The organism is Flavobacterium granuli, from assembly GCF_031456055.1.
In the GTDB taxonomy this organism is placed as follows: Bacteria; Bacteroidota; Bacteroidia; order Flavobacteriales; family Flavobacteriaceae; genus Flavobacterium; species Flavobacterium granuli_A.
In genome coordinates this window covers 891,244-906,300 of the sequence record NZ_JAVDTX010000001.1, presented here as the reverse complement: position 1 = coordinate 906,300, position 15,057 = coordinate 891,244, and the positions used below count along the sequence as shown (strand labels likewise).

The following is a 15,057-nucleotide window of genomic DNA, read 5'->3' as shown; positions in this document are numbered from 1 at the left end:
AGATAATTTTGCTTTTATTTATTTCTCCTGTTAAAAAGGTATTTCAACTCTTATTTTCATTAAATAATTGTCTAAAATTCAAAATCTTAAAATACTTGTTTGGGTTGCAAAAATTTCATAATTTTGCGACCCAATTTTATAATGTAAATTAAAGAAGAAGATGGATATCAAAAGAGTAGCAATAGACGCTGTGAATGAAACAATTGTAATGACAGTTGTTCACATGGATTACAAAGGACAGGTAGCAAAAAGAATAAACGAAAAAATGCCTTTGGCGACTGTAAAAGGTTTTAGAAAAGGTGCTGTGCCTAAAGACCTTGTTGAAAAACAATATGGTAAGGCTATCAAACAAGAAGAAGTTAAGAAAGTTGTTGATTTGGCTTTGGAGCGTTTTGTGCAATCTGAAAGATTAAATCTTTTGGGAACTCCACTTCCTAAAGTAAACGAAGACTTCAACTGGGATGCTGAAGAATTGGTTTTTGAATACGAAATTGGTTTAGTGCCAAGTTTTGAATTAGATCTTGAAGCTAAAAATGATATCGTAAAATATATTGTTACTGCCGATGATAAATTAATTGACGGTCAAGTAGCACGTATCCAAAAACAATTTGGTACTCCAATTCCTCAAGATGTTGTTGTAGCTGACTCTGATATTACTGGAACTTTCTCTAACGAGGCTGAAGGAATCAACAATGCAACTACAATTGCTTTGGCAATTTTTAAAGATAAAGTGACTGCTGACAAATTCATCGGTAAAAAAGTTGGTGACGTAGTTACTGTAAATACTAAAGGTTTATTTGAAGATGACCACCAATTGATGGATTATTTGAAAGTAGGTCACGATAACGTTCACGGTTTGGCTGTAGATGTTGACTTCACAATCGAAGCTATCAACGGAGCTGAATTAGCTGAATTGAATCAAGAATTATTCGACAAACTTTTTGGTGCTGGAACTGTAGCTTCATTGGAAGACTTGAAAGCAAAAATCAAAGAAGATGCTGAATCTCAATTTGCTCAACAAGCTGACCAAAAATTATTGGCTGATGTTCAAGAATTTTTGATTGAAAATACAAAATTTGATTTGCCATCTGAATTTTTAATCAAATGGTTGCAAACTGTAGGAGAAAAACAATTGACTCCAGAAGAAGCAATCGTAGAATATGCAAGATCTGAAAGAGGTTTGCGTTTCCAATTGATTGAAGGAAAAGCAATGGCTACAAGCAATATCCAAATTACTTTTGAAGATTTGAAAGCGTTTACAACAAATGCAATCAAAGGACAAATGGCTCAATTTGGACAAACAAATCCAACTGACGAAGAAGTTCAAGGAATTGTGGCTAGAGTATTGTCTAACCAAGAAGAAGTGAAAAGACTTTCTGACCAAGTTGTTGCTGCTAAATTACTTGAATTATTCAAAGAAAAAGCGAATCCAACTACTAAAGAAGTGACTTACGAAGAATTTATTGCCGCTTCTTACGGAGAATAATTTATAAAAAAATAAGTATATTTGAGCGTCAAACATATTTGTTTTGGCGCTCTTTTGTTTGAATAGGTACTGATATAATGAAAAACGAGACAGTTTGTCACAAAAAACAAAAAGGAACAACCTTTGCTTTACCATTTGGACAGAAAAACATTAGAAAATATACCTTATAAACATATAAACTTTTTAAAATGGACTACGGAAAAGAATTCAAAAAATTTGCTATTAAGGGTCAAGGGGTAAATGCAATGTACTATGATAAAATAGTATCTGCAATGAATCCAAAAAACATGACTCCTTATATTATAGAAGAGCGTCAATTGAATATTTCGCAATTGGATGTTTTTTCGAGATTAATGATGGACAGAATTATTTTCCTTGGCACAGGAATTGATGATCAGATTGCAAATATCGTTCAGGCACAGTTATTGTTCTTGGAAAGTGCTGATGCTTCCAAAGACATTCAGATTTATTTGAATTCACCTGGAGGAAGTGTTTATGCAGGTTTGGGAATTTATGATACGATGCAATACATCAAGCCAGATGTAGCTACAATTTGTACAGGAATGGCCGCTTCTATGGGAGCAGTTCTTTTGTGTGCAGGAGCAGCTGGAAAGCGTTCGGCTTTGCCTCATTCACGTGTTATGATTCACCAACCATCAGGAGGAGCACAAGGTGTTGCTACAGATATGGAAATCAACTTGCGTGAAATGTTGAAATTAAAAGATGAGTTATACCAAATTATTTCACATCATTCAGGACAAACTTTTGAAAGAGTACACAAAGACAGTGAGCGCGATTATTGGATGATTGCTGACGAAGCCAAAGAATACGGAATGATTGATGAAGTGTTGAGAAGAAGTTAAATTAGATAACAGATTTTAGATTTTAGATAGCAGTTTGTTGCAATCTAAAATCTAAAATCTGAAATCTGCAATCTAAAAAGATGGCAAAACAAGTATTACAATGTTCTTTCTGCGGAAGGAAAAAACCGGAAACGAATTTATTGATTGCTGGAATCGATGCTCACATTTGTGATAAATGTATCGAACAAGCGCATGGAATTGTTCTAGAAGAATTAAAAACAAACAGAGGTTCGAAACTGGTTGGTGATTTAATTTTAAAGAAACCAAAAGAAATTAGAGCTTTCCTTGATCAATATGTAATTGGACAGGAACAAACCAAAAAAGTGATGTCTGTTGCGGTTTACAATCACTACAAACGTTTGATGCAACAGCAATTGGACGATGAGGTAGAGATTGAAAAAAGCAATATCATAATGGTGGGGCAAACTGGTACAGGAAAAACATTGGTTGCCAAAACGATTGCCAAAATGTTGGACGTGCCGCTTGCAATTGTTGATGCAACAGTACTTACCGAAGCCGGTTATGTGGGAGAAGATGTTGAAAGTATTTTGACTCGTCTTTTACAAGCTGCCGATTATGATGTAACCAAAGCTGAAAGAGGAATTGTTTTTATTGATGAAATTGATAAAATTGCCCGTAAAAGCGACAACCCTTCAATCACTCGTGATGTTTCTGGGGAAGGAGTACAGCAAGCCTTGTTGAAATTATTGGAAGGAACTGTTGTTAATGTACCGCCAAAAGGTGGGCGTAAGCATCCTGATCAAAAATTCGTTGAGGTAAATACTCAGAACATTTTGTTCATCGCCGGAGGTGCTTTTGATGGAGTGGAGCGTATTATTTCAAAACGTTTGAACCGTCAGGCAGTAGGTTATTCTACATCTAAAAATGTGGATAATATTGACAAAGACAATTTGTTACAATACATTATTCCAAAAGACATCAAAGATTTTGGTTTAATTCCTGAAATTATTGGTCGTTTGCCTGTTTTGACACACATGGATCCTTTGGATAGAGAAACATTACGTGCAATCTTGACACAGCCTAAAAATGCTTTAATAAAGCAATATCAAAAACTGTTTTTGATGGATGAGGTGGATTTCACTATTACAGATGAAGCTCTTGATTTTATTGTAGAAAAAGCATTGGAATATAAATTGGGTGCTCGTGGATTGCGTTCGCTATGCGAAGCCATTCTAACCGATGCGATGTATGAATTACCAAGCTCTGATGATAAGAAATTGGAAATTGATATGGAATACGCCAAAGAAACTTTGAATAAAAATTTATTGAAACGTTTGGAGATAGCTTCTTAAGGTTCAGTAACTTAATACAAACCTGCTCTGTTATAGAGCAGGTTTTTTTATGCCTTAAAATGAATTTAATTTGAGAATATTTGTAATTTTATAAAAAAAAGAGAAATACAAATTCAGGAAAAAATAATAATATGATAACAGTACAATCGAATATCAATGCACCAATAAAAACCGTTTGGGAGTGTTGGACGAGTCCGGAACATATTACCAAATGGAACAATGCCTCAGACGATTGGCATACACCCTATGCCGAAAATGATTTGCGTACTGGAGGGAGATTTAAATCCACTATGGCTGCAAAAGACGGCTCGATGAGTTTTGATTTTGAAGGTGAATACACATTGGTAGAACATAATAAAGCCATTAAATATGTAATGGCCGACGGAAGAAAGGTTGATGTGTATTTTACAGAAACTCAGACCGGCATTGAGGTAATCGAAAGTTTTGACCCAGAAACAGTAAATCCAGAGGAAATGCAAAGAGGTGGATGGCAAGCTATTTTGGATAATTTTAAAAAATATGTTGAGGATTTTTATATTTAAAAAAAACAAGAATGACATCATTGGGACGTTTTGCAATGGATTTTAATAAAATATCAAAATTGAACCAATGACAACCCTTGAATTCAAACTTTATATAGTCTTCTAAAATCTTAGTAACTTAGTTTCTGAGAATCTTAATAACTAAAAAAAAATCAAAATATTATGGCAACAATCAATCCGTATTTAATTTTTAATGGAAACTGCGAAGAAGCTTTTTTGTTTTATCAATCGGTTTTTGGTGGAGAATTCCCTTATGTAGGAAAGTTTAATGACATGCCCGCTGATGCTACAGGTGTAGAGACAATAACGGAAGAGGATAAAAACAAAATCATGCATATTTCCTTGCCGATAGGTAAAGATTCTATCTTGATGGGAAGTGACAGTAATGAAGCTAGTGGTGCGGTTGCTATTGGTTCGAATGTTTCAATTTCGATTAATACCGAAAGTAAGCAGGAAGCTGATAAACTTTTCAATGGACTATCCGCGGGAGGAAATCCTTTTATGCCTATGAGTCAAACTTTTTGGGGTGCCTATTTTGGAATGTTTGTAGATAAATTTGGAATTCACTGGATGGTTAATTTTGATGAAACTCCAAATAATTAACCTGATATTTTATGAAAATATTAAAATTTATAGGTTTAGGAATAGTTAGTCTAATAGCTTTATTGCTAATCATCGCGCTCTTTATCCCAAATGATTATTCGGTTTCGGTTTCAACAACTATTAACAAGCCAAAGCAAGTGGTTTTTGATTATGTGAAATTGATTGAAAATCAGGAGAATTATAGTATTTGGGTCATGCAAGATCCAAATATAAATATGGATTATCAAGGCGTTGATGGAACTGTAGGGTTCAAAGCTTCTTGGGACAGTAAAGATGATAATGTTGGGGCTGGTTCGCAAATTATTACGGCTATTTCCGAAGACAGAATCGATGTCGATTTGCATTTTGAACGTCCGATGAAAGGTGATAATAAAGCAAGCACGTTATTAGAATCAATCTCAGAAAATGAAACAAAAGTTACAGCTGAGTTTTATGGTCATGCATCTTATCCAATGAATTTGATGAACTTTATAGGAGAAAAATTCATTACTGATGCTCAGACCCAAAATTTGGCCAATCTGAAAAAGATATTGGAAAAATAGTGATTATCGAATAAAAGCAAAAGTCATTCAAAAATCTAATTTGAATGACTTTTGTTTTTATATAGAAAGAGGAACTGGTTTCTAGGTGTCAAGACCTTTATTGATATTTGTTTTAGAAGTAGTTTTGATGCATGTTTTTCCGCCACTACCGCCACAAATATGACTGGAGGAGCTACAAGAAGTAATCATTATAACAGTTAATAGGAGTAATGTTTTTTTCATAACAGATTAGTTTTGCATCTTTTTCAATTGTTCGAGATAATCTCTTTTGTTGGATAATCTTGGGATTTTGTGTTGTCCTCCCAGTTTGTCGCTTTCTTTGAGCCAATCATAAAACAATCGTTCTCTTGCCACGTTAATCACCAGTGGATTAAGAGTCATGTTGTTGTAGCGTTTGGCTTCGTAATCTGAATTTAGGGATTGGAGAGTTTCATCCAATGCTTTTTGGAAAGCGGCAATGTCTTTTGGTTTTTTCTTGAATTCAATCATCCATTCGTGGCCTCCTTTTTCCTTGTCTTTCATGAAAATTGGGGCAACTGTATAATCGACTACTTCGGTTTCAGTGATTTGACAAGCTTTGGCAATGGCCTGATCGGTATTTTCGACCATTAATTCTTCGCCAAAAACATTAATATGATGTTTGGTTCGTCCAGTCACTCGGATACGGTACGGATTTAAGGAAGTAAAACGAACGGTATCACCTATTAAGTATCTCCATAAACCACCATTAGTAGTAATCACCATTGCATAATTCTTGAACAATTGCACATCCGCTAATCGAACGGCTTTTTGTTCAGGAGTGCCAAAAGTATCCATCGGGATAAATTCGTAAAAGATTCCGTAATCCAACATTAGCAATAAATCACTGGAATTATTCAAATCCTGAATGGCAAAAAAACCTTCGGAGGCGTTATAAATTTCGTAGTATTTAAATTGGTTATGTGGTAGTATTTTTTGGTATTGTTCTCTGTAAGGATCAAAACTTACACCTCCATGGAAATACACTTCCAAGTTTGGCCACACTTCCATCAAGTTTGTTTTTCCTGTTTCTTCGAGAATCTTGTTCAATAAGACCAACATCCAAGAAGGAACACCAGCAAAGCTAGTTACATTTTCATTTTTGGTTTCATTGATGATGGCACCTATTTTGGTCTCCCATTCGCTCATCAAAGAAATTTTGCTGCTCGGCGTACTACTGAATTCTGCCCAAATAGGCATGTTCTCAATCAAAATCGCCGATAAGTCCCCAAAAAAAGTATTGTTGTTTTCATAAATTTGTGAACTTCCTCCCAAACGAAGACTCTTGCCCACAAACATTTCCGATTCCTCATTGTTGTTCAAATACAGGCACAATAAATCCTTGCTTCCTTTGTAATGACAATCTTCAAGGGCTTCGTTACTTACCGGTATAAATTTACTTTTGGCATTGGTCGTTCCGCTTGATTTGGCAAACCATTTTATTGGGGTTTCCCAAAGCACATTTTGTTCACCTTTTCGGGTGCGTTCTATAAAAGGTTCTAAATCTTCGTAAGTCGAAATCGGAATTCTTTCGCTAAAGGTTTGGTATGATTTTATGGATGCATAATCGTATTGTTTACCAAAAACCGTTTCTTCAGAAGAACGGATTAAATTCATCAATAATTCTTCCTGAACCTCATTAGGATACTTCAAGAAAAGTTCAATCTGGTGAATTCTTTGTTTTAAAAACCAAGAAGCGATAGAGTTGATAATTGATAAAGGCATTGGGTTGTGGTTTTAGGTTATGATTGCCAATTTAAGATTTGAAAATAGATTCACAAATACTAACTTTGCAATAGTACCAAAAATAGTGTTTTTTTATAAAAAACGATTGAATTTGGTCAAATATTCTAACATGTATAGTCTTGCTTCCTGCAATCTATAATCTAAAATCTGCAATCTAAAATGACATACCAAGGCGTACTTTCTAAAATGCAAACCGAATTTGGAGATCCAATTCAATATTATTTGGTTTTCGAAAACAGTTTTTTGAACATGAATCAAGTATTAAACAAAGAATTGGAAATCAAATTTGAGGGATACCAATGTTTGAATTGCGGTAAAAAGAAAAAAATATACCGTCAAGGATTTTGTTATGATTGTTTTTATTCAAGCCCTGCTGTGGGCGATTGGATTATGAAACCTGAGTTGAGCACAGCACATCTTGGTATAGCAGATCGTGATTTAGCATACGAAGAGCAAGTGCAGCTGCAGCCGCATGTCGTTTATTTGGCTTTGTCTAGCGAAGTCAAAGTAGGGGTGACCCGAAAAACGCAAGTGCCAACACGATGGATTGATCAAGGCGCGAGCCAGGCTATTTCCATTGTAGAAGTGCCAAATCGTTACTTGGCAGGAATCACCGAGGTTGCCCTCAAAAGCCATTTTACCGACAAAACCAATTGGCGTAAAATGGTTCAAAATGACATAGTTGATATTGATTTAATAGCCGAGAAATTAAAACTCGAAAAACTAATCCCGGCCGAAGTGCAAGAATTTTATCATTTGGAGAAAAATGATGTTTACCAAATGCATTTTCCGGTATTGAATTACCCCAAAAAAGTAAACAGCTTAAACCTTGACAAAGAACCCAATTTCAAAGGGAAACTTGTAGGTATAAAAGGGCAGTACCTCATTTTTGAAGATGGTACCGTTTTCAATGTTCGAAGTTTTGAGGGCTATGTAGTGCGTTTGGAAATTTAAAACCATTTACTTCGTCAGTTCGCTAAAGCTCGTGCGGGCGTGCCACCATAAAGTAATGGGGTCTACTTATCATACCGGTGAGTCGGCCCCATTACTTTATGCTGTCGGGCTATCCGCGCTACTTCGGTAGCTTGCTTCTATCCCTCACGCGGCATTACGGTGTATAATGGGATTTTTCAATATTAATGGTAATATCTTTTATAGATAAAATCTAATAAAAGTGAATAATGGTTTGCTGCTTAAACTATACAAATTGTTATAAACTGCCGTTAAATTTCTAATTTAGGTAAATCAAAGTCTTTACTGGCTTGAATTCGTATTTTAATCAAGTCTTTCTTTTTAATCGTGGCCACTTGCTTTTTTTTGCGATAACACTTGCCATTTCTGAGGTCTAATTTTAGACCACTTCCTAATTCGTGAGCGTGTGGATTGGACGGAAATGGGTCAGCGTCATATTTGTGAATTAACCAAATCAAACCTTTAGATTTAATTTGGGCTTTGGTTTTCATTAACAAATCCTGAGGAATAATATCTTTTTCAGATTCGACCTTGTGGAAAATTGTTTTGAAGTCGAAATTAATTAAGGTATTTTTTGCCTCATCATAGCTAATATCCAAATCCCAAAAGTCAAGAGGGTGTTCCCAATCAAATTTAATATTTAGACAAAGGTATAAGGTATCAAAAATATCCTCTCGTGTAATTGTCTCTGATTTTAATTCTGAATAATATCTCGATAGATCGTTTAAAATTTTATCAAGATTTTCTATTTTATTTAGGGATTTAGTTACTTCTTTATCTGAATTCATTTATTTCTATGCGTTATGATTTTGAATTGCTTACAACTCCTAAATATGCACTACAAATCTTCGTATATATGCCCAGTATCCGGTAGATTGGCGAAAGTTCGTTTCTTTTCGTCTTTTCCAAATATAGAAAATAATAGTCACAATCCTGCTAAGCGTAATTTTTGCTTGTTTTCTTTTGGATAATGACGAAAATGCAAAATGCCTCCTTTTAGTCCCGATAGTAGTGAAAATCCTCCCGATTTTTCTTCGGGAGATTGCAACGGATAGCGGGACTGATATTGCTAAAAACAACAAATTTTTCTGCTCCAAAATCAATTAATTGTACTCAGGTTAATAAAAAAGCCGCCTCACAATACAAAATTGGAGGCGGCTTTTAGTTTTGATTTAAACAATTTATGGTGTTGCAGGTGTTGTAGGTTCTGCTGGTTTTTTCTTTTTGAACAAACCGTTGATTAAACTGCTGGCTTTCTGTTTTATGTCTTCTTTTTGGGCACTGGTTTTAGTGGTGTCAGTGCCAGGTTTTGTGTTGGTATTTATGTATTTATCCAATACGGAACTTCCTTTTTTAAGTAATTTATCAGATTGCTGTTTGGCCAATTGCATAGTTAAGTTAGTCACAGCCGCTTTCATGTCGGATGAGATTTTAGGATTGCTGAATGTTCCGGTCATTAATGCAGTTACAGGAATGTTCTCAAATTTAGCCGCATCAGCAGGTGACATTTTCGAGATATAAGCATTAGCTTCTTTGCCAAGGTATTTGGCAGGAACATTAAACTTGATGTTGTAATCCATATTTTGGTCAAAACCATGAGAACCACCCACAACCGCTTTGATGTCTTGGTATTTAATCTCAAAAGGTTTTACGTTTACTTTTCCATCTTTGAAAGTAAGCGCAGCTTTGATATCATTAAGGTTTATTTTACTTAAATCAACAAATTTTAAATTAGAAGTCAACGCTGTTAACAATGTCGAATTGTTGGAGTTTATGGTAGTTGAAAGTAATTGCCCAATCAAGTCACCTGAAATCGTTTTTAAATCAGGAGTCATTTCGGTAGCGTCTAGGTTTCCGTTTAATTTGATAGTTGTGTTTACTTTTCCATTTACGATTCCTGCAATTGGAGCAATTTTTTTCAACATATCCAATTGAGTGAAACTTTGTTGAATATCAACTTGGTTCAAGTTAAGATTCATGTCAAATACTGGCGTTTTCCCTTTTGTGGAAACCGATCCGCTAGCACCAATATTTCCTCCAAAAATGGATGTTTTTACATTTTCCAAAGTTACTTTCTCGTCTTTGATAATCATTTTCCCCGAAACATCTTTCAGAGTTAAGTTGTCATATAAAACCGTATTGGCTTTTGCGGTAAGTGTACAATTTAAGAAAGCTGGAATTTTCAATGGTTCTGCTTTTTTTGTCTTTGCAGTTGTAGCCTCAGTTTCAGTTGCACCGGTAGCTGCTGGAGCAGTGCTGGTTGTCATGAAATCACTAACGGCAAGTTGGTTTGAAGACAAGTTGAAATTTCCTTTCAATTCTTGTTTTCTAAACATAAAACCATAAAAATTATCCAAAACTCCCGTTACGCTAAGGTCGCTTTTTCCTGTTTTGGCATTGAATTGTTTCAAATGAACTTGGCTTGGGTTGAATTGTACTAAGGCATTGCTGATGGTCATATTCTTGCCATTGGCGTCAGCATAATTAAATCCTGTTAAACCGATAGTTCCAGCATTGTTTATGTTTTGGTACTGACTTTTCTCTACCGAAGCCATATCGAATTTGGTTGTCACATCCGCTTTCAAAATTCCAGTAAGCGGTTTGTCCAGTTTGATAGGATATGCTTTGGAAAGATTCGCTAAGTTGATTGTTCCTTTCAAAGCGGCATCAACCAAAGCATTGGTGCTGATGTTTTTGATATTTGCTTTGGCATTAAAAACATCTTGATCGATTCGGAAAGAAAGTTTGTCTAGATTAACGTAAGTGTCATTCATTATTCCCGTTTCGTTCACAATTTTGGTATCGATAACAATACTTTGAACTGATTTCGGTAAGCTCGGGTATTGAAAAGAACCGTTGTTGGAAGCAATGGCGATGTTGAATTTTGGAATGGTAGTGTCCGTTAGCATTCCTTTAGCAAAACCATTAACCGTAAAATCTCCGGTTGTTTTTACACCTTCTAAACTGGAAGAGTAAGCAGCTGGAATCAACCCCAAGAAATTCTTGAATGAGGAAGTGGGAGTTTTGAATTTTAAATCATAGACTTGTCCTGCATCGACCATTTGAATAAAACCATCAAATTCTAAAGGTAATTGGTTGATCAAAGCTTTGTTTTTCTTAAAAGTATATTTGCTTTTCTCTAAATCAATCCCAAGAACTGCATCCAATGACAAGGCAACATTTTTCATGTAATTGATTTTGCCCATATCGAATGATACTTTAGCAGTTGACTTGGTGTCTAAATCCAATTTTGTGTCACTAAAATCACCTGTTCCTTCGTGGTTTAAACTGTCAATGACCATTCTCATTTGAGAAGATTCATCAAAGTATTGGAACTTGAAATTTTCGATTTGATATTTCTGAATTTTCAACGACATAGGTTCGCTTTTACCTTCCTCTTTAGGTTTATCGTCTTTTAAAGCAATATCAAAATTCCCAATTCCGTCTTTGTTGAAGATGATGTTGATGAAACCGTTTTTGGAACTGATGCCTTCAATTTGCATAGCTTCTTCCTTGCCCTTGAATAATTCTTTGATGGACATTTTAAGGTTCAATTCACCCAATGAAACCAAAGTATCTCCTTCAAAAGGAGCTTTGTTGATAATTAATAATTTATCCAAAGTAACTGTTGCTTTCGGGAAATTTTTGAATAAGCTCAGATCGGCATCCGAAAAGGAAACTTTGGCATCTACTTTTTCGTTGATGGCCTCAGTAATTTTGGCTTTAATTTGATCTTTAAAGAAATACGGAATAGCAAATAGGGACGCGGCTAGCACGACTAATACGATTCCAACGATTTTTAAAATTTTCTTTAACATATAGGTAGATAGGTTGGGTTATTTTTTTTACAAAAATAAGGGTTTATTAATTAGTTGTTCTGTTAAAATTTATAAAAAAGAACCCCTTTCAGTTTTAAACGGAAAGGGGTTGGGTTTTATTATTTTAAAAAACTAATGGATTGAAATTTCAAAAGGCATTCGAGCTTGTATTCCTTTTTGCATTTGTATTTTTTTAATTTGTTGCAAAATAAAATAATTTTCTTCTCCTATTTCTCCTTTGATTAGTGCTTCTTTTGATTTGGCAAATGGGAAATTTTCAAATAATTCGCTAAAATCTTTTTCGTAAATCGGGAAGTTTTGTGTGGAATAATTTTTGATTTTTGCCAATGATGCGGCTTCTTTTAGGGCATCATCTAAATTTCCGATTTTATCAACCAATCCAATTTCCTTGGCTTGAGAACCAGTCCAAACACGACCTTGAGCAATCGAATCTATTTGTGCAAATGTCATTTTTCGCCCTTCGGCAACGTGACTAACAAATGTTTTATAGACTCTCTCAACACTTTCGAGAGTTACTGCTTTGAATTTTTCATTCAAAGGTACAAACGGACTGTAATTTGCATTTTCATTGGTCATTACTTGTTCTGTGTTGACTCCTATTTTTGTAGATAGTTGGCTAAGGTTAGGTAAAACTCCAAAAACTCCAATTGATCCTGTAATAGTATTTTTTTCTGCAAAAATGGTGTTTGCATTACAAGCAATATAATACCCTCCGGAAGCGGCATAATTACCCATTGATACAACAACGGGTTTCACTTTTTTGGTCAATTCAATTTCTCTCCAAATTAAATCGGAGGTCAAGGCACTTCCACCTGGGCTGTCTATTCTAAGAACAATCGCTTTTATGTCTTTGTTTTTTCTGGCTTCTTGAAGCGAACGGCGCATAGAACCTTCTCCTATTACGTTGACATCACCTTCACCACTTTCAATTTCGCCTTGCGCATAAATTACAGCAATTTGATCATCTGAGTCTGAAATTATGGATGTTGTTGCTACTTTTTGTGCATAATCGGTTATCGATACTTTGTTGTAATCTTCATCAGTTGCGACTTTCAATGCTTTTTTGATTGCATCGTGATAAACATCTTCGTAGGCAACAATGTCAATAAGTTTATTTGCCTTTGCCATTTCTGGGGTACGAGCCAATAAGCCAGTCGCAATTTCATTCAATCGCGCTGTGGATATATTACGACTTTCCGAAATATCGGCAACAACAGAACTCCATACAGAGTTTAATAAAGCAGTAGTTTGCTCTCTATTGGCATCGCTCATTTTGTTTTCCAGGAATGGTTCAACAGCGCTTTTGTATTTTCCGTGACGAATGACTTCCATTTTAACTCCGGATTTTTCCTGTAAGTCTTTAAAGAACATTATTTCTGTAGATAGTCCTTTAAAATCAAGGTCTCCGGCAGGATTCAGATAAATAATGTTGGCAACGGAATTTAAGTAATAATCTCTTTGTGTATAATTATTGGCGTAGGCCATAACAAACTTTCCTGATTTTTTGAAATCATTCAGAGCTTCTCTAAGTTCTTTGCTTTGCGCCAATCCTAGTTCAGAATCTTGATTCAAAATAGATATTCCTTTAATATCACTGTCTGTTTTTGCAGTAGCTATAGCATTAATGATATCAGTAAGTCCAATATTTTTTTTCTCAGAAAAGACATCCATCCATGGATCTTTGTATTTTCCGGCATAGTCGTTGGAAATGTCCTTCATGTTCAATTCAATGACTGAATTGTTTTTGACTTCAATTCCTTCTGATTCTTCACCAAATAGTGTTCCTATGAGTACTATCCCGAAGAAAAACAACATAAAAAAAATAAAAATACCAATAATGGTAGCCATTACATTTCCTAAAAATCTCATATATTATATTTTTCTAATAAGTTGCAAAAAGTGCAGATTTGTTACAGTTAATGCTGAAAATAAATTAAAACACTCTGGACAAATATACTGTTATTCTAAAATTCTTTTGCTTAATTTGTGCCTAATATGGAATTACAGCATCAGGTTATTTTATCTCTAGGGAGCAATCAAGGCAATCGTTTGAATAACATTGAATTGTGTCTTGAATTGATTCATCAGGAAATCGGTACTATTATAAAAGTTTCAAAATTATACGAAACTCCTTCTTGGGGTTTTGAAAGTGAAGCATTTTATAATTGTGCCTTAGTTTTGCATACATCTTTTTCTGCTCAGAAAATCTTGGAGTTAGTTTTACAAATAGAAAAAAAGTTGGGTCGTATTCGTAATGAAAATGCGGGTTATCAATCCAGAATTATTGATATTGATTTGATTGCTTTTGCTAATGAAATCCTTGATTTGGATCATCTTCAAATTCCGCATCCGCTAATGCAAAATCGAAAGTTTGTTTTGTTGCCTTTTCAGGATTTGAATATAGATTGGACACATCCAGTTTTGAAAAAAACAATTTCGGAGTTGATTCAGATTACGCCTGATAATAGTGAGTGCAAAGTTGTCCAAAAATTAAAAAGCCCTTTGGATACAATAATATTAAACCAATATAATTACATTGCTATAGAAGGTAATATTGGTGCGGGAAAATCAACTTTGGCACTAAAAATGGCTGAAGATTTTAATGCTAAAACCGTTTTGGAGCGTTTTGCAGATAATCCATTTTTGCCTAAATTTTATGAAGACCAAAGCCGTTACGCGTTTTCACTTGAAATGTCTTTTTTGGCCGACAGATACCAACAGTTATCAGATGATTTGTCACAGTTTGACCTTTTTAAGGATTTTATTATCGCTGATTATCATATTTTTAAATCCTTGTTGTTTTCCAAAATTACGCTAGAAGATGACGAGTTTAGATTGTATCGAACATTATTTGATATTATTTATAAAGAAATGCCAAAGCCTGATTTGTATATTTATCTCTATCAAAATACAAATCGATTATTGCAAAATATAAAAAACCGAGGCAGAAGCTACGAGCAAGATATCACGGCGGAGTATTTGGAAAAAATAAACAAAGGCTACTTGGAATTCATCAAGACTCAAACCGATTTGAATGTTTTAATCATCGATGTTTCCGATCGTGATTTTGTAAATAATCAGGAAGATTATCTTTTTATTTTAAATTCTATCCAAGAGAAAAACAATCTGTAGC

General features: G+C 34.7%; 12 protein-coding genes. 8 read left to right on the top strand and 4 right to left on the bottom strand.

All coding sequences use genetic code 11. The annotated features are described in order from the left end of the window. Nucleotides 1–160: 160 nt before the first annotated feature. The 6 genes from J2W95_RS03935 to J2W95_RS03910 all read left to right on the top strand — a co-directional run bounded on the left by J2W95_RS03935 (nucleotide 161) and on the right by J2W95_RS03910 (nucleotide 5,349). Complete coding sequence (locus tag J2W95_RS03935) at nucleotides 161–1,486, top strand: trigger factor (protein WP_310004152.1); 1,326 nt, start codon at nucleotides 161–163, stop codon at nucleotides 1,484–1,486. A 188-nt stretch (nucleotides 1,487–1,674) separates the two neighbouring features. Then, complete coding sequence (gene clpP / locus J2W95_RS03930) at nucleotides 1,675–2,349, top strand: ATP-dependent Clp endopeptidase proteolytic subunit ClpP (protein WP_310004150.1); 675 nt, start codon at nucleotides 1,675–1,677, stop codon at nucleotides 2,347–2,349. Between the two features lie 80 nt (nucleotides 2,350–2,429). Next, the gene (clpX, locus tag J2W95_RS03925; RefSeq protein ID WP_194641850.1) at nucleotides 2,430–3,662 is read left to right on the top strand and encodes an ATP-dependent Clp protease ATP-binding subunit ClpX; all 1,233 of its coding nucleotides are present in this window, start codon (nucleotides 2,430–2,432) and stop codon (nucleotides 3,660–3,662) included. Between the two features lie 131 nt (nucleotides 3,663–3,793). After that, the gene (locus J2W95_RS03920) at nucleotides 3,794–4,204 is read left to right on the top strand and encodes an SRPBCC family protein (RefSeq protein WP_310004148.1); all 411 of its coding nucleotides are present in this window, start codon (nucleotides 3,794–3,796) and stop codon (nucleotides 4,202–4,204) included. A gap of 162 nt (nucleotides 4,205–4,366) precedes the next feature. Further along, a complete protein-coding gene (locus J2W95_RS03915; RefSeq protein ID WP_310004146.1) occupies nucleotides 4,367–4,807 on the top strand; it encodes a VOC family protein in 441 nt (146 codons plus the stop codon). Between the two features lie 11 nt (nucleotides 4,808–4,818). Then, the gene (locus J2W95_RS03910; protein ID WP_310004144.1) at nucleotides 4,819–5,349 is read left to right on the top strand and encodes an SRPBCC family protein; all 531 of its coding nucleotides are present in this window, start codon (nucleotides 4,819–4,821) and stop codon (nucleotides 5,347–5,349) included. 228 nt (nucleotides 5,350–5,577) lie between these two features. Here J2W95_RS03910 and J2W95_RS03905 read toward each other — a convergent pair whose 3' ends face one another. Continuing rightward, complete coding sequence (locus tag J2W95_RS03905) at nucleotides 5,578–7,092, bottom strand: GH3 auxin-responsive promoter family protein (RefSeq protein WP_310004142.1); 1,515 nt, start codon at nucleotides 7,090–7,092, stop codon at nucleotides 5,578–5,580. 180 nt (nucleotides 7,093–7,272) lie between these two features. Between J2W95_RS03905 and J2W95_RS03900 the strand changes: the two genes are divergently transcribed. Beyond that, nucleotides 7,273–8,067: a DUF2797 domain-containing protein gene (locus tag J2W95_RS03900; protein WP_310004140.1), complete on the top strand. Its 795-nt coding sequence runs from the start codon at nucleotides 7,273–7,275 to the stop codon at nucleotides 8,065–8,067. Between the two features lie 269 nt (nucleotides 8,068–8,336). Here the strand turns inward: J2W95_RS03900 and J2W95_RS03895 are convergent, their stop codons facing one another. From J2W95_RS03895 to sppA, 3 genes are all read right to left on the bottom strand, one after another. Beyond that, nucleotides 8,337–8,873 carry a hypothetical protein gene (locus J2W95_RS03895; RefSeq protein ID WP_310004138.1) on the bottom strand — a complete coding sequence of 179 codons (537 nt, stop codon included), beginning with the start codon at nucleotides 8,871–8,873 and terminating at the stop codon, nucleotides 8,337–8,339. A 393-nt stretch (nucleotides 8,874–9,266) separates the two neighbouring features. After that, nucleotides 9,267–11,903 carry an AsmA family protein gene (locus J2W95_RS03890; protein ID WP_310004136.1) on the bottom strand — a complete coding sequence of 879 codons (2,637 nt, stop codon included), beginning with the start codon at nucleotides 11,901–11,903 and terminating at the stop codon, nucleotides 9,267–9,269. 132 nt (nucleotides 11,904–12,035) lie between these two features. Continuing rightward, complete coding sequence (gene sppA, locus J2W95_RS03885; RefSeq protein ID WP_310004134.1) at nucleotides 12,036–13,793, bottom strand: signal peptide peptidase SppA; 1,758 nt, start codon at nucleotides 13,791–13,793, stop codon at nucleotides 12,036–12,038. Nucleotides 13,794–13,919: 126 nt separating this feature from the next. On the opposite strand from sppA, the gene folK reads away from it, so the two are divergent. Next, complete coding sequence (folK, locus tag J2W95_RS03880; RefSeq protein ID WP_310004132.1) at nucleotides 13,920–15,056, top strand: 2-amino-4-hydroxy-6-hydroxymethyldihydropteridine diphosphokinase; 1,137 nt, start codon at nucleotides 13,920–13,922, stop codon at nucleotides 15,054–15,056. The last annotated feature ends 1 nt before the right edge of the window (nucleotide 15,057 follow it).